The following is a 19,513-nucleotide window of genomic DNA, read 5'->3' on the forward strand; positions in this document are numbered from 1 at the left end:
CTTTTTCATGAGCTTGAAAACGAAGATCACTCTGATTTGCCGGTATCGGGCTTGCCCCTGCGTTCCAAATTTCTTGTGACTTGATGCAACCGTTGGAGTAATTGTCTGTTTAGGTCAGCTCGCAGCAGCGGGCATGCATGGGCGCGGCGAAACAGGGAAGAGGTTGGCATGCTTTGGAAAGGTCGTCGGCAGAGTGAGAATGTTGAGGACGAGCGCGGCCAGGGCGGCGGCTTCGGCGGTGGCGGGCTTGGACGCGGCGGCGGCTTTCGCATTCCGATCGGCGGTACTGCCGGCGGTGGCGGACTTTCGGGCATCATCATTCTGGTGGTGCTGTTCTTCGCGCTGAAGGCCTGCGGCATCGACCCGATGGCGATATTGGCCGGCGGCGATGGTGCTATCCCCGGTGGCGGCGGCCAGATCAGCCAGACCGAACCGAAATCCAATGATGAGATGAAGCAGTTCGTCTCCACCGTGCTCGCTGAAACAGAAGACGTCTGGAGCGGCATCTTCCAGGCCGAGGGCCTGAAATACGAAGATCCGACGATGGTGCTGTTTTCAGGCCAGACGCGTTCGGCCTGCGGCTTCGCTTCTGCGGCGTCGGGTCCGTTCTACTGCCCCGGCGACCGCAAGGTCTACATCGACCTCGCCTTCTACGACCAGCTCGACCGCCAGTTCGGCGCTTCGGGCGATTTCGCGCAAGCCTATGTGCTGGCGCATGAGGTCGGCCATCACGTGCAGAACCTGACCGGCATCCTGCCGAAGTTCAATCAGATGCGCCAACAGATGGGTGAGGCGCAGGCCAACCAGATGTCGACGCGCGTCGAACTGCAGGCCGACTGCTTCGCCGGAATCTGGGGTCACTTCACTGCGCAGAAAGGTCTGCTCGAGCAGGGCGACCTTGAAGAAGCGCTGAATGCCGCCCAGCAGATCGGCGACGATACACTGCAGCGCAAGACGCAAGGCTATGTCGTGCCGGAAAGCTTCAACCATGGCACCTCCGCACAACGCGTGACCTGGTTCAAGCGGGGCTTCCAGAGCGGCAAGCTGGCGGATTGCGACACGTTCAACAATCCGGTCTGAACGGAGCGTTATATTCTTACGAAGCCCGTTCCGGCCAAGCCGGGGCGGGCTTTCTGATTCAGACCTTGCCGGCGTCGCGGTCGCGCACTGCCTTGGCGTGCCATTCGCGATCGATCGATCCTTCCTCGGCCTTGTGGAAGAACTGCGAGCAGACGAGCCAGCCTTTTAGCGGCCGCAACAGCGCGGTGCAGGCGAGAAGGGTCAGAGGCAGGGTGGTCAGCAGATGAACCCAGATCGGCGGCTCATAGGTCAGTTGCAGCCAGAGCGCGAAGAGAAGGGCGGGCACCGCGACGATCGTCATCGAGAAGAAGGCCGGGCCATCGGCCGGATCGGCAAAGGAATAATCAAGGCCGCAGACCTCGCAGCGTGGTGCAAGCTTTACGAAGCCCTGAAACAGATGGCCTTTCTGGCAGCGCGGACAAAGTCCGAGAATGCCCGTCTTGGCCGGGTTGGTGGTGGGGGTAAAGCTGGTGCTTTCCATGGCGGACCTCATGATCTGCCTGAGATATAAGCCTGCCTGCGGCATCTACCCCTGTGACATAGGCGTCCTGCGGCAAAAAGCCAGGGGCTTGATGGACCGTTCATACGTTTGGAGGATCGGGACGAAAACGGAGTATCCGGCTCTCACAACTGCCAGCTTTTTCGCGGATTGGCGGCGCCACTAGACTACCCTCCAGAGGGAGGGACACCCCATGCGTGTTTTGATCAACTGGTGTAAAACAGCAGTATTCCTGTCGGCTGGTGCAGCTTCGATTCTTCCAGCCCATGCCGACCCGCTTCGGCTGCCGTTTGCGGCGCTGAACGAATATTTTTCCCACGTACCGGCGCTTCCGATCAGATTACCGAATAACGATGTGCCGGGTGATATCTATATCACTCCGTATGAGGGCTATCAGGCTCGAAACGGCGAGTGCTTTCCGCAGCTTGTTCCAACCGAGGCCCCTACGAACCTGGCGGCAGCCCAAATCGTGGCATCGCAAACCGCACAAGGTGAGATTGGCGCAAAGGTCTCCGAAATTGTCGATTTAACTGCGCAGGCCGGTGTTTCATTAAAGGAAAACTATGCCCTGGTCTTCGACGATGCATCCGTCCGCAGCTATACGAACCTCGAGATTTCGGATGCGCTCCAACACCTTCCCACGAATTGCGCAGACCGCTTGAGAACGATTCTGGGGTCCAGCCCAAATCAGACGGTCCAAGGCGTGCTTTGGATATTACGGGATGTCATCAGCGCTCGCATGACCGCGGAACTGGCCGTGGAAAGCGGAAACACCGCAAATGTCGGCGCGGAGCTGGACGCCCGCCTGAACGGCCTGATCAGCGATCCCAAGGTCTCCATTTCAAGCGAGCTTCAAAGCAGCGGGAAAGTAAAAATAGGCTATGCTAGCGTGCTGCCGGTCGCCTACAGGCCCGCATTCATATCGTTGGATGATATGAGGCGACTGCAATATTACGACGAGCACGCCTTCTGGGCCTGGTTCAAAGGCGTGCTGACCGGAACGACGCCGGCGCTCGATGAACTGAAAAAGGTCCGCGAGCAGTTTCCCGATATTCCCGACGCCGATGTGGGCGGCTTGCCAAGACCCGGGGCTATCTACAAGCGAATGGGCGAGGGCAAGCCGATCGAGTACAACCCGGAAAATCCGGAACACCGCGCATATCTGGAGCATTCCAGCCTGCTGCTGGCTGCGTCCTGGGAACTGTATCGCGAGCCCTGACCGGTTGGTCGTGCTGCTTACCGCTCGGCCAGTGCCGGTTCGCCCTTGCGCTCGCGGATGAGGTTGACGAAGCGGCGGAAGAGATAGTGCGAATCCTGCGGGCCGGGCGAGGCTTCGGGGTGATGCTGGACGGAGAATACCGGGCGGCCCTTGAGCGCGATGCCGCAGTTCGAGCCGTCGAACAGCGAAACGTGAGTCTCTTCAACGCCTTCCGGCAGCGATTTCGCGTCGACCGCGAAGCCGTGATTCATCGACACGATCTCGACCTTGCCGGTGGTGTGGTCCTTGACCGGGTGGTTGGCGCCGTGATGGCCCTGGTGCATCTTTTCGGTCTTGCCGCCGAGCGCCAGCGCCAGCATCTGGTGGCCGAGGCAGATGCCGAAGACCGGGATTTCGGTCTTGAGCAGGTCCTTGATGACCGGCACGGAATATTCGCCTGTGGCGGCCGGGTCGCCGGGGCCGTTGGACAGGAAGATGCCGTCCGGCTTCATGGCGAGGATTTCGTCGGCGCCGGTCTTGGCCGGCACGACGGTGACCTTTGCGCCGAGGCCGGCGAGCAGCCGCAGGATGTTGCGCTTCACGCCGTAGTCGATGGCGACGACGTGCATGGTCGGGGCATCCTGCTCGGCGTAGCCTTCGTTCCAGACCCAGGGCGTCTCGCGCCAGACCGAGGACTGGCCGGAGGTGACTTCCTTGGCGAGGTCGAGGCCGACGAGGCCGGACCAGGCGGCGGCGCGAGCCTTCAGATCGGGGAGATCGAACTTGCCGTCCGGCGCATGGGCGATGATCGCGTTGGGTGAGCCCTTTTCGCGGATGAGCGCGGTGAGCGCGCGGGTGTCGATGCCGGACATGGCGACGATGCCGCGCTTCTTCAACCACGCGTCGAGATCGCCGGCGGCGCGGTAGCTCGACGGGTTGGTGACATCAGCCTTGAACACCGCGCCGACAGCGCCGTTGCGCGCGGCGGGGTTCAAGTCTTCGATGTCCTCGTTGTTGGTGCCGATATTGCCGATATGCGGGAAGGTGAAGGTGACGATCTGGCCGGCATAGGACGGGTCGGTGAGGATTTCCTGGTAGCCGGTGAGCGCGGTGTTGAAGCAGACTTCAGCCACCGCCGAACCCGTCGCGCCAAGGCCGCGGCCCTCGATGACCGTCCCGTCGGCCAGAACCAGCACTGCGGTCGGCACTTCGGTTGCCCAGGGGGCGGTGGTCGCGGCCATGTCAGCTACTCCGTATATCGTTCATCTCTGTCGGCATCGTCAGCGGGCGGAGGCAGTGCCGCGCCCTTGCAAGATGGCCCGCGAAGGGCCATATGGCGCAACGAAAAGCACGGGCTGCCGCGACAATCGCAAACCCCCGTGCACACCCAAAAACTAGTCCATGCAAGGCGCGGACAATAGGCGAAGGTGTTGACGCGGTCAATGAGCGCGCAAACGATTGCGGTTAAATATTTTCCCTAACGATATCAGGGGTTTAACTGCATGCATTGGTTTGCTTTGTTCGTTCGGCGGCATTAGAGGCTGCACGCATCCCATGGAATCGGGATGCGGCTTCGAACTGCCGTCGAGCCGCCGAAAACCGGTTCCCCCGTTTCGGGAACATGGTCTATTGTTCGCTGCCCATTAAGGAGTTACCGCCATGCGCGAGATCATCGCCCAGGCCCTCAAGACCGCGCTGAAAGCGCAGGACAAGCGCCGCACCTCGACGCTGCGGCTGATCAATGCCGCGATCCAGGATCGCGACATCGCCCATCGCGGCGTCGGCAAGGACCCGGTGAGCGACGAGGAGATCATGCTGATCCTGGCCAAGATGGTGAAGCAGCGCGAGGAGTCGGCCAAGGCCTTCGAGGAAGGTAACCGGCTGGAGCTTGCCGCACAGGAGCGCGACGAGATCGAGATCATTCGCGACTTCATGCCCAAGCAGCTCGGCGACGAGGATGTGAAGCAGGCATGCCAGGCGGTGATCGATGAGGTCGGCGCCGAGGGCCTGCGCGACATGGGCCGTTGCATGAACGCGCTGAAGGACAAATATGCCGGCCAGATGGACTTCTCCAAGGCCAGCGGCATCGTCAAGACGATGCTGCAATAGGCGGCGATTGGGGACTGTCCTCTCGCACCGGTCGATATCAGCCTGGCTTTTCAACCTGAAGAGTCAGGCTGATCTGTGAAGAAAGGCCTGTTAAGCCGTCCGTTCCGGCTCAATGCCTTGCACCACCCCCCGGTATCTGATTCCCTACAGTTGATCCGATTCGGGGCAGGGGCGCTGCAGAGGAAATGACAATATGAGCACCTCCAAGAAACCGGAAATCTCGGAAATGCGGCCGAAGCTGACGGTCATTGGCGTCGGCGGTGGCGGTGGCAATGCCGTCAACAACATGATCGCCGAGGGCCTGGAGGGCACGGACTTCATCGCGGCCAACACCGATGCGCAGGCGCTGACCATGTCGAAGGCGCCGCGGCTGATCCAGTTGGGCGCGCTGGTGACCGAGGGTCTGGGGGCTGGATCGCTGCCCGAGATCGGCCAGGCGGCGGCTGAAGAATCCATCGACGAGATCATGGACCACCTTGCCGGCACGCATATGTGCTTCGTCACGGCCGGCATGGGCGGTGGCACCGGAACGGGTGCTGCCCATGTGATCGCCAAGGCTGCGCGCGACGCCGGCATCCTGACGGTGGCTGTCGTGACCAAGCCCTTTACCTTCGAGGGCAAGCGCCGCATGCAGATGGCCGATCGCGGCATCGAGCTTCTGCGCCAGGCCGCCGACACGGTCATCGTCATTCCGAACCAGAACCTGTTCAGGATCGCCACCGAAAAGACCAGTTTTGAGGATGCCTTCGGCATCGCTGACCGTGTGCTCTATTCGGGCGTGAGCTGCATAACAAATCTCATCGTCAAGGAAGGCCTGATCAATCTCGACTTCGCCGACGTGAAAACCGTCATGAAGGACATGGGCCGAGCGATGATGGGCACGGGCGTCGGCACCGGCGAGGGCCGGGCCAGAAAGGCTGCCGAAGCCTCCATCGCCAACCCGCTGCTGGACGAGAACTCGATGAAGGGCGCAAGGGGCGTTCTGGTGTCGATTTCGGGCGGCCTGGACATGACGCTGTTCGAGGTGGATGAGGCCGCTACCCGCATCCGCGAAGAAGCGGGCGACGAGGCCGATATCATCGTCGGCGCGATCTTCGATGAAACGCTCAAGGGCCAGTTCAAGGTGTCTGTCGTGGCCACGGGGTTGGAGCCGCCGTCGGCACAAGCCGATCCGATCGTGAACATGCGCGGACAGCCGGCGCTGGATCAGATGCAGACCACGCATTGACCGGCTGAAATGCGCGGCATGCGTGCCGGGTCTTCGTATCTGACAGAGTGCATTCCATGACCATCGAGCTCGTAAAGCCGTCGCTCGAATATCTGCCCACCTATGTGCAGGCGCTGGAGCGCGGCTGGTCGCCTGACAATGTGAGCCCGGCAGCAACCATTCGCGCGCAGCTGGATGCGATCGACCGCGATGCCGCTGCCTTCGTGGCAAGCCTGGACGATCCCGAGGCGAAAGGCGGGCCGATCACATTGCCCGACGGCAAGCAGGTGCCGCGCCTGCCTGCATACCGCCGCTGGATGTGGGATGGCGAGTTGGCTGGCTCCATCGGATTTCGCTGGCAACAGGGCACCTCGGCACTGCCGCCGCATGTGCTTGGCCATATCGGCTATGCGGTCGTGCCGTGGAGACGGCAGCGCGGCTATGCCACGCAGGCTTTGGCGCTGCTTCTGCCACAAGCGCGGGCTCTCGGGCTCGACTATGTCGAGATCACCGCCAAGCCGGACAATCTGCCTTCACAGAAAGTCATCACCGCCAATGGCGGCGTGCTGGTGGAACGCTTCTTCGAGGATGCCGCCTATGGCGGCGAAGAGAGCTTGCGGTTCCGGATCGTGTTGTGAGGGGGCTCGGACCTAGGACAATCGCATCTGGAATTCGACCCCCACTCCGTCTCGGCTTCGCCGAGCCACCTCTCCCCCGATCGACGGGGGAGAGGAAACGCCGTCCGCAAGGCTGGCTCCTTTCCTCTCCCCTTTTGAGGGGGAGAGGTGTCACGCGAAGCGTGACGGAGTGGGGGTCTGCTGCCATATGCAATTGCCTTCCCTTGAAGGGAAGGTATCACCCCGTCTTCAGCCGCGACCCGCTCAGCAACCCCTGTTCCTCCAGAACCGGATAGACCATCGATGCCAGAAGCGAGTTGATCTGCTTGAGGTCGCGGATGGTGTCGAGGTGGATGGAGCTGGTCTCGACGCTCTTGGCGGTGCCGTCGCGCAGGCGCACGAAATGGCTGTTGCTGGTTTCCTTCTCGAAATCGCGCAGCCGGTCCTTTTCCTGTACGAGCTGGCGCGCGGTGGTGGCGTCGCGCGATATCAGCACGTTGAAGGCAAGTCGGGCGTTGGCCAGCACCGAGGCGTGGAAGGCGGTGAGTTCGCGCCAGCCCTCGTCGGTGAACTCCAGTCCGCGGTCGAACTTCTTCTGCACGTGGACAAGCATGTTGCGCACGATGATGTCGCCGACCTGCTCCAGCTTGACGCAGGCACCGATCAGTTCCTGGCAGCGCAAAGCTTCATCTTCGGTCATCTGCCGGGCCGTCGCCTTGGCGAGGTAGAGCTTTATCGCGGCGTGCTTGCGGTCGACGCGGTCGTCCAATGCGGCCAGTGCCCTGATCTTGTCGGGGTCGGCCTTCTCGTAGAGCTCGATGATGCGCTTCAGCATGATCTCGACGGTTTCGCAGACACGCACCACCTCGCGCGTGGCGTTGGCGAGCGCCTGGCTCGGCGTATCGAGGGCAGCTTCGTTGAGCGCGCTGAGCTCGACGGTGGCAAGCGATTCAGCCGATTCTGGCGGTGTGCCGAGCGCCACAATGCGCTCCGACGCCTTGTAAACGAGGCCGGCGAGCGGAATGCCGGCAATCAGGATGATGACGTTGAAGAGGATATGCGCATTGACGATCTGGTCGGGTGCGGTAGCTCCCAGGAACGAAACCGACGGCTTGAACATCATGAACAGGATGAGCATGACCACCGAGCCCATGCCGCGCATCAAAAGGTTGCCGATGGGCACCACGCGGATGGCGGGCTCGGCCGTGCGGGTGAGCAGCGGCGCGATGAGCGAGGAGCCGAGATTGACGCCCAGCACCAGCGCCACGCCGAGCTCCGGCGTGATGAAGCCGCGGCCGGCCAGCGTCGCCATCAGAAGCACGGCTGCGATGCTTGACTGGAACAGCCAGGTGACGAGCCCGGCGAGAAGAAAGGCCGTGATCAGGTCTGTGGAGAAATAATTGACGATGACTGGCAGGAGGCGGCTCTCGCGCAGGGGCTCGGATGCCTGGCCGATCATCTCCAGCGACAGGATCAACAGACCGATGCCGACCAGTATGCGGCCGATCTGGCGCCAGTCGCGCCGCTCGGTAGCCATGAACATGACGGTTCCGGCGACCAGGCACAGTGGCACCAGCAGCGTAAGATCAAAGGTCAGCAGCTTGACCACCAGCGCCGAGCCGATTTCGGCACCGCGCACGGCAAGCTGGCCGGCCGCACCCGAAACGATGCCGGACCCGGCGAAGGAACTGACGAGCAGGGTGACGGCAGTGGAGCTTTGCAAGGCGATCGCCAGCCCGGTGCCGGCCAGAACCGCCATGATCGGATTGCGCATGGTGGCGCGCAGGCGATGGCGCAGAACGTCGCCATAAGCGCGCTCGACGCCGGTTTTCACCATGCGGGTGGCAAACAGCATCAGCGCAACCGCGCCGGCGAGATGCAGAAGGACGACCGATCCGCTCATGGGCGCGCACTTTCAGCGCAAGCAACCACCGGCGCCTGCCCGAGGCGCCTTGAAAGGCAGTCTGTGATGCGAATCGAAGTCATGATCTGTCCGGCATTAGTTTAGCCGGATAATATTTTTCGTCCATGGTCATGGGCCGTTTCCTGCCGACGCAAAGTGTCGGAAATGAAGCGGTTGGCCCGTTCAACCGGCTTTCTTGTTCTTTAATGTCTCGCGCATGAAATGGCGCAGCACCGCATTGATGCGCGTCTGATAACCCTTGCCAGTGGCCTTGAAGAAATCGAGGACATCGGAATCGAGGCGAATGGAGACGGCCTGTTTCGGCTGCGGATAGACAAGGGTTGCCTGCGACCAGTCGATATCGACGAAATCAGCCCAGTCAGGATCGTCGCGCATCTGCGCTTCGATCTCTTCATCGGTCATCGCATCGACGCGTGCCCAGTCGGAGCGCGTGCCTTGACGCTTTGTCCGCTCCAGCGCCTCCTCAAGGGAAGTAGTGACGGTATGCTCTTTGCTCATCTTTTCTGGCCGCTCTGGCAGATATGATCCGGCATTTTTCGCCCCTCATTGTATAGATGACGGCGATTATTCGGCCGGAAGCGGGGCATATCGCCAGCGTGCGGACTTCTCCATCTCTGTCGGACCGAACTTCGATGTGTGGTTGCGACAATGCGATCGCCGCTTCGTCGAAATCGATACCGTGCTTTTGAATGTTGCTTTGCTCTTTGCCGAGGTTCCATTCGAACCCGCTGAATTCCAACGTCTCGATGCGGTGCATGACGTCTCCGCGAGTTGAGGCCGATTATTCATTCCATCGGCACGTCATGCGCCTCAGTGTGTATATACAATTGTAATTCGATCAAAACAACCTGTGAAAAGCGGGTATGTCCGAACTTGGTTGTCGTCGGCCTGGCAGATCATGCTTATATGGCGTGAAGAGAGAACCGAAAAATGCGCTTCCCGCCCTCATTCCTTGACGAGATACGCGATCGCGTGCCGATTTCGTCCGTGATCGGTATGCGCGTGTCGTGGGAAAGGAAGAAGACCAACGCGTCGCGTGGCGATTTCTGGGCGTGCTGTCCGTTTCACGGTGAAAAGTCGCCGAGCTTTCACTGCGAGGACAAGAAGGGCCGCTATCACTGCTTCGGCTGCGGTGTTTCGGGCGATCATTTCAAATTCCTGACCGAACTCGACGGCATGAGCTTTCCCGAGGCCGTCGAGCGCATCGCCGACATGGCCGGTGTGCCGATGCCGGCGCGCGACGCCAACGAGGAGCGGCGTGAGCGCGAGCGGGCCTCGCTGCACGACGTCATGGAAATGGCGACGAAGTTCTTCGAGGAGCGGCTGCAAAGTGCCGATGGCGCCAAGGCGCGGGCTTATCTTCGTGACCGTGGCCTGACGCCGGCGACGCAGCAGGCGTTCCGGCTGGGCTTTGCGCCGGACAGCCGCAATGCGCTGAAGGAACATCTGGCCAGCAAGGGCGTCGAGAAGACGCAGATCGAAGCCTGCGGCCTTGTCCGGCATGGCGACGATATTCCCGTCTCCTATGACTGGTTTCGCGACCGCATCATGTTTCCGATCCCGGATTCGCGGGGGCGCATCATCGCCTTTGGCGGCCGGGCGCTGGCGCCTGACGCGCTTGCCAAATACATGAATTCGCCCGACACCGAGCTCTTCCACAAGGGCAACGTGCTCTACAATTTCGCCCGTGCCCGTAAGGCCATGGGCAAGGACGGCACGGTGATCGCCGTCGAAGGCTATATGGACGTGATCGCGCTGGCGCAGGCGGGTTTCGAGAATGCGGTGGCACCGCTTGGGACAGCGCTGACCGAAAACCAGCTCGAACTGCTGTGGCGCATGACCGGCGAGCCGGTGCTGTGCTTCGACGGCGACCAGGCCGGCCTGCGCGCCGCCTGGAGGGCTGCCGACATGGTGCTGCCGATGGTGCAGGCCGGGCGCACGGCGCGGTTCGCGCTTCTGCCGGAAGGCAAGGACCCCGACGATCTGGTCAAGGCCGAAGGGCCGGAGGCGTTCAAGGCAGTGCTGTCGGAAGCGCGGCCGCTGGCGGAGCTTCTGTGGATGCGCGAGACCTCCGGAGGCGTCTTCGACACGCCAGAGCGTCGCGCCGACCTCGAAAAGACGCTGCGGGAGCTGACGTCGCGCATTCAGGACGAGAGCGTGCGCTATCACTATGCGCAGAACATGCGCGAACGGGTGCTGAGTTTCTTCGGCTCGCAGCGCGGCAACAGGCAGCAGCGGCCGGGCGACCGCGACAAGGGGCGCTTCGGCGGCGGGCAGGGCGGCCAATGGTCGCGCGGTGGTGGTGTCGCCAACGGGCGCACCGCGATCTCGGAGAGCCTCGGCCGCTCGTCCCTGGTCAAGCGGGCGGGCGAAGTCATGTCGGTTCGCGAGGCGGTGCTGATCGTTGCGCTGGTCAACCATCCGGCGTTGGTCGAGGAGCATTTCGATCACGTCGAGCGGCTCGATCTTGCCAATGCCGACCTGCGCAAACTCCATACCGCACTGATCGATGCCCTGGCGCATGGCGCGGGCAATAGCAGGGATGCGGTGATCGAGACGATCGGCCGCGCCGGATGCATCGATGTGTGGGAGCGTGCGGTGACGCTTACCAAGCGGGCGCGGCAGTGGCCGGCGCTGGAAGACGCCGCAATCGAGGACGCCCGCGACGCCTTTGTCCAGGTGCTGCACTTGCACCGCAGCGCGCGCACTCTACATAAGGAGCTGAAAGTAGCTGAGACGGCTCTCGCGACTGACCCCACAGACGAAAACTACCGCCACCTGGTGGAAATCCAGGCGCAGTTTCGTGACGTGCAGGCGACCGAAGCGCTGATCGAAGGCTTTGGCATATCGTCGGGTCGGGCCGGCCGTGCTTGATGAATTGGTTTGATGCACTATTTTGCCGGCGTGGTTGGCAAAGCTGTGTGGAAGCCGGTGAGGCAGGAAGGTCGCAATCCTTCAATTGATTCGCTTTTTTAACGCGAATCATGCGACAGGCGCTTGACCTTCCGTCGGATTGGCGGAATCAGAACGATTCGAAACGTTAATGCGCGGGCACGTCCGCACCCAAACATGACAAAACGGAGTACTGATCTGGACGGCGCAGGCAACCCGCCCCAGTTATCAGGGTTAATCAGGACTTAAGACACGCGCTGCTACTGGCTCGTGAATCGCAGTAAAGCGTGTGTTGATTTGCCCGGGTTATCGGAGTCTCGAAGGCTTCGCAACATCCGGCTTGGAGAAAGCAAAAGAATGGCGACAAAGGAAAAGGAAGAGGTCGAGACCGAACGCGAAGGCGCCACCGATGGCCCTCTGCTCGACCTTTCCGATGATGCTGTCAAGAAGATGATCAAGGTCGCGAAGAAGCGCGGCTATGTGACCATGGATGAGCTGAACTCGGTGCTGCCCTCGGAGGAAGTGACCTCCGAGCAGATCGAGGACACCATGGCCATGCTTTCGGACATGGGCATCAATGTCGTCGAGGATGACGAGGCCGGCGAAGAGGCCGAAGGCGAAAGCAATAATGCTGCCGACGCCGAGGAGGACGCCAACGAGCTTGCCGAGCAGACCGGCACGGCCGTTGCCGCCACCACGACCAAGAAAGAGCCGACCGACCGCACCGACGATCCCGTCCGCATGTATCTGCGCGAGATGGGTTCGGTGGAGCTTCTGTCGCGCGAAGGCGAAATCGCCATCGCCAAGCGCATCGAGGCCGGCCGCGAGACGATGATTGCGGGTCTTTGCGAAAGCCCGCTGACCTTCCAGGCCATCATCATCTGGCGTGACGAACTCAACGAGGCCAAGATCCTGCTGCGCGAGATCATCGATCTCGAAGCCACCTATGCCGGCCCCGAGGCCAGGCAGGCACCGACGCTGGAGCGCCAGGAAGAGCTGGAACGCCCCAAGACGCCCGAGGACCGCAACCCGCCGCGCCGTTCGCGCGACGATGACGACATCACCAATGTCGGCGGCGAAAACCGCTCGGAAGAAGAAGACGAGGACGAAGACGAGGCCAGCCTTTCGCTGGCAGCCATGGAAGCGGAGCTTCGCCCGCAGGTCATGGAGACGCTCGACGTCATCGCCGACACCTACAAGAAGCTGCGCAAGCTTCAGGACCAGCAGGTGGAAAACCGCCTTGCGGCGCAGGGCACCCTGTCGCCCAGTCAGGACCGCCGCCTGAAGGAGCTGAAGGACCAGCTCATCACCGCCGTGAAGTCGCTGTCGCTCAACAACGCCCGCATCGAGGCGCTGGTCGAGCAGCTCTACGACATCAACAAGCGCCTGGTGCAGAACGAAGGCAAGCTGCTTCGGCTCGCCGAAAGCTTTGGCGTGCGCCGCGAGGAGTTCCTGAAGGAATACCACGGCTCCGAGCTCGACCCCAACTGGACGCGCTCGATCTCCAATCTGACGTCGCGTGGCTGGAAGGAATTCACCACGCGCGAGAAGGATACGATCCGCGACCTTCGCGCCGAGATCCAGAATCTCGCCACCGAAACCGCCATCTCGATCGCGGAATTCCGCAAGATCGTGAACCAGGTGCAGAAGGGCGAACGCGAAGCAGCGATTGCCAAGAAGGAGATGGTCGAGGCCAATCTGCGCCTCGTCATCTCCATCGCCAAGAAATACACCAACCGCGGCCTGCAGTTCCTCGATCTTATCCAGGAAGGCAATATCGGCCTGATGAAGGCGGTCGATAAGTTCGAATACCGTCGCGGCTACAAGTTCTCGACCTACGCGACCTGGTGGATCAGGCAGGCGATCACGCGTTCGATCGCCGATCAGGCTCGTACCATCCGCATTCCGGTGCATATGATCGAGACGATCAACAAGATCGTGCGCACCTCGCGCCAGATGCTGCACGAGATCGGCCGCGAGCCGACGCCGGAAGAACTGGCCGAAAAGCTCGCCATGCCGCTCGAAAAGGTGCGCAAGGTTCTCAAGATCGCCAAGGAGCCGATCTCGCTCGAAACGCCGGTTGGCGACGAGGAGGATTCGCACCTCGGCGACTTCATCGAGGACAAGATGGCGATCCTGCCGATCGACGCGGCAATCCAGGCCAATCTGCGCGAGACGACCACGCGCGTTCTGGCCTCGCTCACGCCGCGCGAAGAGCGCGTGCTGCGCATGCGCTTCGGCATCGGCATGAACACCGACCACACGCTGGAAGAAGTCGGCCAGCAGTTCTCGGTTACCCGCGAGCGTATCCGTCAGATCGAAGCCAAGGCGCTGCGCAAGCTCAAGCATCCGAGCCGCTCGCGCAAGCTGCGCAGCTTCCTCGACAGCTAAATCGCGCAATAATGCACGACATGAAAAGGGCGGCTCAGGCCGCCCTTTTTCGTTGGCATCCACCGTTGAGCTAGCTTGCCGGTATTTTAGCATCGGCTCATAATATGGGTGGCAGAAGCGGAGGGCTATAAACCCGGCCGCCTGACACGGCGCTGACCCGAGTCACGGCACCGGAGGGAGGTGTACCGTGACGACCTACATCATGCTTCTGAACTGGACGGAAACGGGCGTGAAGAACGTGCGCGAATCGCCGCGCCGGCTCGATGCTGCGAGAAAACAGCTCGCCGACATGGGCGGGTCCTTCAAGGCATTTTACATGACCATGGGCGAGCACGACATGGTTGCGGTCTGCGAGGCGCCGGATGATGCAGTCGCGGCGCGCTTCGCGTTGCAACTCGGCATGGGCGGCAATGTGCGCAGTTGCACGCTCAAGGCGTTTCCGGAAGCAGCTTACCGCGAGATCATCGCCTCGCTTGGGTAGGCGTGTGCCACAGACTTTCGGCCTCGTATTGCCTCGACTGGTTTGCCGGAACGGGTTAACTTATGTCCCAGGCAAGAAACGAGGTGTGCATGTCTTTTCTGAAGCGTCTTTTCGGTGGCGGCGGTAGCGAAACCGGCCAAGCGGCGCCGGTCGCCGGCAAGGAGATCGAGCACAACGGATTTCGCATCCAGGCAACGCCTTTCAAGGAAGGCGGGCAGTTCCAGACCTGCGGCGTCGTCTCGAAGGAAATCGACGGCGTCGTCAAGGAGCACCGCTTCATCCGCGCCGACCGTTTTGCGTCTCTGGACGATGCGATCGACGTCGCCTTCAAGAAGGGCAAGCAGCTGATCGAGGAGCAGGGCGACAAGATCTTCGGCTGACTCTCAACACGCCATGCAGCCACGGGCTACATGTTTATCGCGGCATTGGGGATGACAAGCTGGTCCTTGTTGATCAGGACGATGGGCGCGTCGGTGCCCTCAACCGTCACGACCAGAAGCCGAACGTCCCACTGGCCGCCGGTGCGAATGGCATTTGAGGTCACCGTGCCGGTGCCTTTGTCGCCCTGAACGGGAATGCTGAGCTGTGCTGAGCCGGTGCCGCCGGCCTGAATGTCGACGCTGCCGCCGATCCAGAATTTCTCCGAGATATTGCTGCCCAGCGCGTTCTGGACTTCCGGGTTGGCGCGCACGGCGTCCATGCTGATGTGATAGGCACCGCTGTTCTTCATCGTCATGGGAACGGTGACGATCATGGCTGCTGCGGCGACGAAGCCGAGAACCCAGATGATCAGGCCGGCGATCGCCCATTTGCGCTGGGTGCTGCGGAAATGCTCGGCGTCGCGCCAGTAGCGGTTGCGCCAGGCCCAGCGGCTGCCCCGCAATCCGAGCACGATGATCATGATGATGTTGACCCCAGGGATCAGGGCGAGAAGCGCAATGAAGGTGCTGTTGCCGATGCCCCAGATCCAGTTGAGGAAAAACGCGCCCCAGTTCCAGCGGTCGAGTTCGTCCGGGATCTCGGCGGGGCTGTTCAGCGCTTCACGGGCCATTTCATTCTCCGGTCATTATCGTCCGATTCCCGAACGCTCGTGCTTGGCCTTTGTACATGCCCCAAGGCGCGAACAAAACCACCAGTTGCGTCCAGATCACGTGTTTTGCGCACCGTCAATCAGCAGGCCGTCGATCATTGCGGCGAGGGCGGCTGTGTGATCCTGCCTTGATGCGCCGGTCTCTATGGCAAGCGCTGCGCGGTCGAAGGCTGCCGATAGCAGCGCGGTTATGGCGTCGAGCGGCAGTTTCTTCATCACGCCCTCGCGCATGGCGATCGCGAGACCGGCGCGCAGGGTGCGGGTGCCGTTCTGGCCGTCGATTGCGTCCATGACAGCGCGGCCAAGCACGGCCGGCCCGTCGAGCAGCAGCAGCCGCGTTCGGCCGGGCGCGCTCATGGCGACCAGAAAAGCCTCGCCGCCCCTTATCAGGGCTTCGCGGGCGGACAGCGTTTCGGGGGAGGCCCGTTCTATTTCGTCAGCCACGGCCTGCGCCTCCTGTTCGACCACGGCCCGGAACAGCGCCTGCTTGTCTGAAAAATGATGGTAGAGCGCGCCGCGCGTGACGCCGGCGGCTGCGACGATCTCCGGTGTTCCGGTTTCCGCGTAGGATTTTTCGATGAAGAGCTTGCGCGCTGCGGCGATGAGGTCCGCGCGTGTTGCTTCGGTGCGCTCGCGGTTGGAACGCCGACTGGTTTCTAGTTGCATACATGCAGCCTGTATGTTATTTCGAAGTTACATGCAGACTGTATGTATTTCCAGAGGAGATTGGAAGCCATGAAAACCACCAGCTATTATCCAGTGATCATGACGGACGATGTCGCCGGGACTGCGAGCTTCTATAAAGAGCACCTGCGCTTCGCGCCGCTGTTCGAGAGCGACTGGTATGTCCATCTCCAGTCATCGGAGGACAAGCGCGTCAATCTCGGCATCGTCCAGGCCGATCACGAGACGATTCCAGAGCCTGCGCGGGGCAAGAGTGCGGCCGGCCTGCTGATCAATTTCGAGGTGAAGGACCCGGACGCGATCTATGCGCGCATTCTCGCGGCAGGCCTGCCGATTCTGCGGACGCTGCGTGACGAGCCTTTCGGCCAGCGCCATTTCATCATCGCCGATCCGAACGGCGTGCTGATCGATGTAATCAAGCCGATCCCGCCGAGCGAGGAGTTCGCGGCGCAGTATCTGGAGGGGGTTGCTGGTTGAACCTGGAGCGGGCAGGGCATGTTTCATCTGCCTTTTTCTGATGGACCCGAACTCGGTGTCGCATCCCCACCCCTAACCCCTCCCCACAAGGGGGAGGGGGACTTCTGCTGCACCGTCGACCAGTCTCAATCTTCGCCGTGCTTGGTGATCAAGGCGATGAAATCGTCCCCCTCCCCCTTGTGGGGAGGGGTTAGGGGTGGGGGTCTTTCTCAAAGACAACATCCGCGAAAAGGACGAATTCTTGATCCCTTCTGCCGTTTCGGAAAAGAATGGTAGAGAGGTTATGTCATGCGCTGGTTTCGAAATGCTTTGTCTTGTGCCCTTACGGCGATGGTCCTGTCCGGCTGCGCGATGGGTGGCGGCGTTTTCGGTACAACGATTGCTGACGGTACCGCGACGACGCGGGTCAAGACCGGCTCGGTGGGCGTGGGAACGTCAGGCGTCTCGACGGGATCGACGGATACGGTGGTGACCACCAACTGAACGTGCAGGCATAAGGGGAGGGATAAAAATGTCGCTGAAGAACAAGACGCTTTTCATTTCGGGCGGGTCGCGCGGGATCGGGTTGGCGATCGCGCTGAGGGCTGCGCGCGACGGCGCCAATGTCACCATTGCCGCCAAGACCGCCGAGCCGCATCCCAAGCTGCCGGGCACGATCTACACCTCGGCCGAGGAGATCGAGAAGGCCGGCGGCAAGGCGCTGCCGGTGATCTGCGATATCCGCGAGGAAGCGCAGGTGGCGGAAGCGGTTGCGAAGACCGTGGAAAAGTTCGGCGGCATCGACATCTGCATCAACAACGCCAGCGCGATCCAGCTCACCGGTACGCTGGAAACCGACATGAAGCGCTACGATCTGATGCACCAGATCAATACGCGCGGCACTTTCCTCGTTTCGAAAATGTGCATTCCGCACCTGAAGTTAGCGCAAAACCCTCATATTTTGAATCTGGCGCCACCACTCGACATGGAAGCGAAGTGGTTCAAGAACCACGTTGCCTACACGATGGCGAAGTTCGGCATGTCGATGTGCACGCTGGGCATGAGCGCGGAGTTCGCCAGGGACGGCATTGCCGTCAATTCGCTGTGGCCGCTGACGGCAATCGATACGGCCGCCATCCGCAATCTGCTCGGCGGCGAGGCGGTCGCCTCGATGAGCCGTTCGCCCGAGATCATGGCCGATGCCGCACACGCCATCCTGACGCGGCCGTCGCGCGAGACGACCGGCAATTTCTTCATCGACGAGCTTCTGCTGCGCGAGGCGGGCGTGACCGACTTTTCCAAGTATGCGCCCGGTGCGAAGGGCCCATTGGCCGGAGATTTCTTCGTGCCGGACGCAGTGTTTGCGCAGACCGACACGAAGGTGGTTGGACTGGGCGGGTAAAGCGGCCGATCAGTTCACCGGGCCGCCGCCGCCGATATCTTCCATCGTCGGTTCGGCCGGGCTCACGCCGGTGGCGCGGTTGACCGCCACGGTCACGAACCACAGCAACACACCGATGCCGATCAGAACGCCGGCGATCGTGTACTGGATGGGGTCGCGGCCGGTCCATGGGCCGGCGAAGAAGGCGCAGGCGAGCGCGCCGACCACTGGCAGGAAGGTCGGCGTGCGGAAATGCTCGTGCTTGACCGGGTCCTTGCGCAGCACCAGCACGGCGATGTTCACGACCGTGAAGACGCAGAGCAGCAGCAGCGCGGTGGTGCCGCCCAGCGCCGGAACCTCGCCGACGAAGGTGATCAGCGCGAAGGCGAGCAGCGTGGTGAAGCCGATGGCGATATAGGGCGTGCGGCGTGTGTGATGAACCTTGCCGAGGGCCGTCGGCAGCACGTGCTCGCGGCTCATGCCATAGACCAGCCGGCTTGCCATCAGCATGTTGATCAGCGCGCTGTTGGCGACCGCGAACATGGTGATGAAGCCGAAGATTTCGAGCGGAAAGTTCGGTGCGCCGGCTTCGACCACCTTGAGCAGCGGCGTCTCGCCTTCGCCGAGCTGCTCAGGCGGCACAAGGGTGATCGCCGAGATCGACACCAGCACATAGATGACGCCGGTGATGAGCAGGCCGAGCAGCAGGATTTTGGGAAAAATGCGAGTCGGATCCTGGGTTTCCTCCGCCATGTTCACGGAGTCCTCGAAGCCGACCATGGCGAAGAAAGCCAGCGTCGTTGCACCGATCACCGCCCAGAAGGCGGTGCGGTCCGGTGCCGTGCTGAACTGCGTGACACGAGAAACGTCGCCTTCGCCGGCGCCGATAGCCCACAGGCCGATGAAGATGATGATGAGCAGGCCGGTCAGCTCGACACAGGTCAGTACGACATTGGCCTTCACGCTTTCGCCGACGCCGCGGAAGTTGACCGCGGCTACGATCGCCATGAAGGCGAGGCCGATCAGCGTGATGCCTATGCCGCTTTCCAGGCCGAGATTGAAGGCATGGGACATGTTGGCGGCGAAGGCCCGCGAGGCGGTCGAGGCCGAGGTGATGCCCGAGCACATGACCGCGAAGGCAACGATGAAGGTGATGAAGTGGATGCCGAACGCCTTGTGCGCGTAGAGTGCTGCACCGGCTGCTTTCGGATATTTGGTCACCAGTTCCAGATAGCTGAAGGCGGTGACGACGGCGATGACGAAGGCCACCAGGAAGGGTAGCCAGACGACGCCGCCGACCTGCTTGGCGACCTGGCCGGTCAGCGCATAGATGCCGGTACCGAGAATATCGCCGACGATGAAGAGAAGAAGGAGCCAGGGGCCCATCACGCGGTGGAGACTGGGCTCGACCGCTGGTGAACCATGGGTTGTACTGGTGGGAACGTCGGTCATCGCGATGGCCTCCAGGCAAGTCACCCCCCATGTGTAGGAGTATAAACGGCTG

At 61.7% G+C, this 19,513-nt stretch carries 20 protein-coding genes; 12 read left to right on the forward strand and 8 right to left on the reverse strand.

Annotated elements, in window-relative coordinates; all coding sequences use genetic code 11:
• The first annotated feature begins 168 nt into the window (after window positions 1-168).
• Complete coding sequence (locus tag DZG07_RS08880) at window positions 169-1,080, forward strand: neutral zinc metallopeptidase (protein WP_119816087.1); 912 nt, start codon at window positions 169-171, stop codon at window positions 1,078-1,080.
• Between the two features lie 58 nt (window positions 1,081-1,138).
• Here DZG07_RS08880 and DZG07_RS08885 read toward each other — a convergent pair whose 3' ends face one another.
• Window positions 1,139-1,561, reverse strand: a complete 423-nt coding sequence (locus DZG07_RS08885) for a DUF983 domain-containing protein (protein ID WP_091913170.1) — start codon at window positions 1,559-1,561, stop codon at window positions 1,139-1,141.
• Between the two features lie 211 nt (window positions 1,562-1,772).
• Between DZG07_RS08885 and DZG07_RS23790 the strand changes: the two genes are divergently transcribed.
• Window positions 1,773-2,798, forward strand: a complete 1,026-nt coding sequence (locus tag DZG07_RS23790) for a hypothetical protein (protein WP_119920259.1) — start codon at window positions 1,773-1,775, stop codon at window positions 2,796-2,798.
• Between the two features lie 17 nt (window positions 2,799-2,815).
• Here DZG07_RS23790 and carA read toward each other — a convergent pair whose 3' ends face one another.
• Window positions 2,816-4,018 (reverse strand): glutamine-hydrolyzing carbamoyl-phosphate synthase small subunit, encoded by a 1,203-nt coding sequence (gene carA / locus DZG07_RS08900; protein WP_091913164.1) that lies wholly within the window; start codon window positions 4,016-4,018, stop codon window positions 2,816-2,818.
• Window positions 4,019-4,436: 418 nt separating this feature from the next.
• Here carA and DZG07_RS08905 point away from each other — a divergent pair, with 418 nt between their 5' ends.
• The 3 genes from DZG07_RS08905 to DZG07_RS08915 all read left to right on the forward strand — a co-directional run bounded on the left by DZG07_RS08905 (window position 4,437) and on the right by DZG07_RS08915 (window position 6,731).
• On the forward strand, window positions 4,437-4,886 hold the full coding sequence (locus tag DZG07_RS08905; RefSeq protein ID WP_119816096.1) for a GatB/YqeY domain-containing protein: 450 nt from the start codon (window positions 4,437-4,439) through the stop codon (window positions 4,884-4,886).
• Window positions 4,887-5,079: 193 nt separating this feature from the next.
• On the forward strand, window positions 5,080-6,114 hold the full coding sequence (gene ftsZ, locus DZG07_RS08910) for a cell division protein FtsZ (protein ID WP_091913160.1): 1,035 nt from the start codon (window positions 5,080-5,082) through the stop codon (window positions 6,112-6,114).
• 56 nt (window positions 6,115-6,170) lie between these two features.
• Window positions 6,171-6,731 (forward strand): GNAT family N-acetyltransferase, encoded by a 561-nt coding sequence (locus tag DZG07_RS08915; protein ID WP_119816099.1) that lies wholly within the window; start codon window positions 6,171-6,173, stop codon window positions 6,729-6,731.
• A 217-nt stretch (window positions 6,732-6,948) separates the two neighbouring features.
• Here the strand turns inward: DZG07_RS08915 and DZG07_RS08920 are convergent, their stop codons facing one another.
• The 3 genes from DZG07_RS08920 to DZG07_RS08930 form a co-directional block, all read right to left on the reverse strand.
• A complete protein-coding gene (locus DZG07_RS08920; protein ID WP_091913156.1) occupies window positions 6,949-8,613 on the reverse strand; it encodes a Na/Pi cotransporter family protein in 1,665 nt (554 codons plus the stop codon).
• Between the two features lie 183 nt (window positions 8,614-8,796).
• Window positions 8,797-9,132: a BrnA antitoxin family protein gene (locus DZG07_RS08925; RefSeq protein ID WP_091913154.1), complete on the reverse strand. Its 336-nt coding sequence runs from the start codon at window positions 9,130-9,132 to the stop codon at window positions 8,797-8,799.
• Window positions 9,098-9,391: a BrnT family toxin gene (locus DZG07_RS08930; RefSeq protein ID WP_119816102.1), complete on the reverse strand. Its 294-nt coding sequence runs from the start codon at window positions 9,389-9,391 to the stop codon at window positions 9,098-9,100. Before DZG07_RS08930 ends, DZG07_RS08925 begins: the two co-directional genes overlap by 35 nt.
• Before the next feature lie 173 nt (window positions 9,392-9,564).
• Here DZG07_RS08930 and dnaG point away from each other — a divergent pair, with 173 nt between their 5' ends.
• The 4 genes from dnaG (at window position 9,565) to DZG07_RS08950 (ending at window position 14,778) form a co-directional block, all read left to right on the forward strand.
• Complete coding sequence (gene dnaG, locus DZG07_RS08935; protein ID WP_091913152.1) at window positions 9,565-11,508, forward strand: DNA primase; 1,944 nt, start codon at window positions 9,565-9,567, stop codon at window positions 11,506-11,508.
• A 375-nt stretch (window positions 11,509-11,883) separates the two neighbouring features.
• Window positions 11,884-13,917, forward strand: coding sequence for an RNA polymerase sigma factor RpoD (gene rpoD, locus DZG07_RS08940; protein WP_091913150.1), 2,034 nt, complete (start codon window positions 11,884-11,886; stop codon window positions 13,915-13,917).
• A 187-nt stretch (window positions 13,918-14,104) separates the two neighbouring features.
• Window positions 14,105-14,398: a GYD domain-containing protein gene (locus DZG07_RS08945; protein ID WP_091913148.1), complete on the forward strand. Its 294-nt coding sequence runs from the start codon at window positions 14,105-14,107 to the stop codon at window positions 14,396-14,398.
• A gap of 89 nt (window positions 14,399-14,487) precedes the next feature.
• Window positions 14,488-14,778: an HlyU family transcriptional regulator gene (locus tag DZG07_RS08950; RefSeq protein ID WP_119821546.1), complete on the forward strand. Its 291-nt coding sequence runs from the start codon at window positions 14,488-14,490 to the stop codon at window positions 14,776-14,778.
• Window positions 14,779-14,804: 26 nt separating this feature from the next.
• On the opposite strand, the gene DZG07_RS08955 is transcribed toward DZG07_RS08950, so the two are convergent.
• Window positions 14,805-15,449, reverse strand: coding sequence for a cytochrome c oxidase assembly factor Coa1 family protein (locus tag DZG07_RS08955; protein WP_119816105.1), 645 nt, complete (start codon window positions 15,447-15,449; stop codon window positions 14,805-14,807).
• Between the two features lie 96 nt (window positions 15,450-15,545).
• Window positions 15,546-16,154: a TetR/AcrR family transcriptional regulator gene (locus tag DZG07_RS08960; protein ID WP_119816108.1), complete on the reverse strand. Its 609-nt coding sequence runs from the start codon at window positions 16,152-16,154 to the stop codon at window positions 15,546-15,548.
• A gap of 69 nt (window positions 16,155-16,223) precedes the next feature.
• Here DZG07_RS08960 and DZG07_RS08965 point away from each other — a divergent pair, with 69 nt between their 5' ends.
• The 3 genes from DZG07_RS08965 to DZG07_RS08970 all read left to right on the forward strand — a co-directional run bounded on the left by DZG07_RS08965 (window position 16,224) and on the right by DZG07_RS08970 (window position 18,030).
• Window positions 16,224-16,649, forward strand: a complete 426-nt coding sequence (locus DZG07_RS08965) for a VOC family protein (protein WP_119816111.1) — start codon at window positions 16,224-16,226, stop codon at window positions 16,647-16,649.
• Window positions 16,650-16,937: 288 nt separating this feature from the next.
• On the forward strand, window positions 16,938-17,132 hold the full coding sequence (locus DZG07_RS23795) for a hypothetical protein (RefSeq protein WP_133304732.1): 195 nt from the start codon (window positions 16,938-16,940) through the stop codon (window positions 17,130-17,132).
• Between the two features lie 28 nt (window positions 17,133-17,160).
• Entirely contained in the window at window positions 17,161-18,030 is an 870-nt protein-coding gene (locus DZG07_RS08970; RefSeq protein WP_119816114.1) for an NAD(P)-dependent oxidoreductase, read from the forward strand.
• 9 nt (window positions 18,031-18,039) lie between these two features.
• On the opposite strand, the gene DZG07_RS08975 is transcribed toward DZG07_RS08970, so the two are convergent.
• The gene (locus DZG07_RS08975) at window positions 18,040-19,461 is read right to left on the reverse strand and encodes an APC family permease (RefSeq protein ID WP_119816117.1); all 1,422 of its coding nucleotides are present in this window, start codon (window positions 19,459-19,461) and stop codon (window positions 18,040-18,042) included.
• Between the last annotated feature and the right edge of the window lie 52 nt (window positions 19,462-19,513).

This window comes from Mesorhizobium sp. DCY119 (assembly GCF_003590645.1).
Taxonomy (GTDB): domain Bacteria; phylum Pseudomonadota; class Alphaproteobacteria; order Rhizobiales; family Rhizobiaceae; genus Mesorhizobium_M.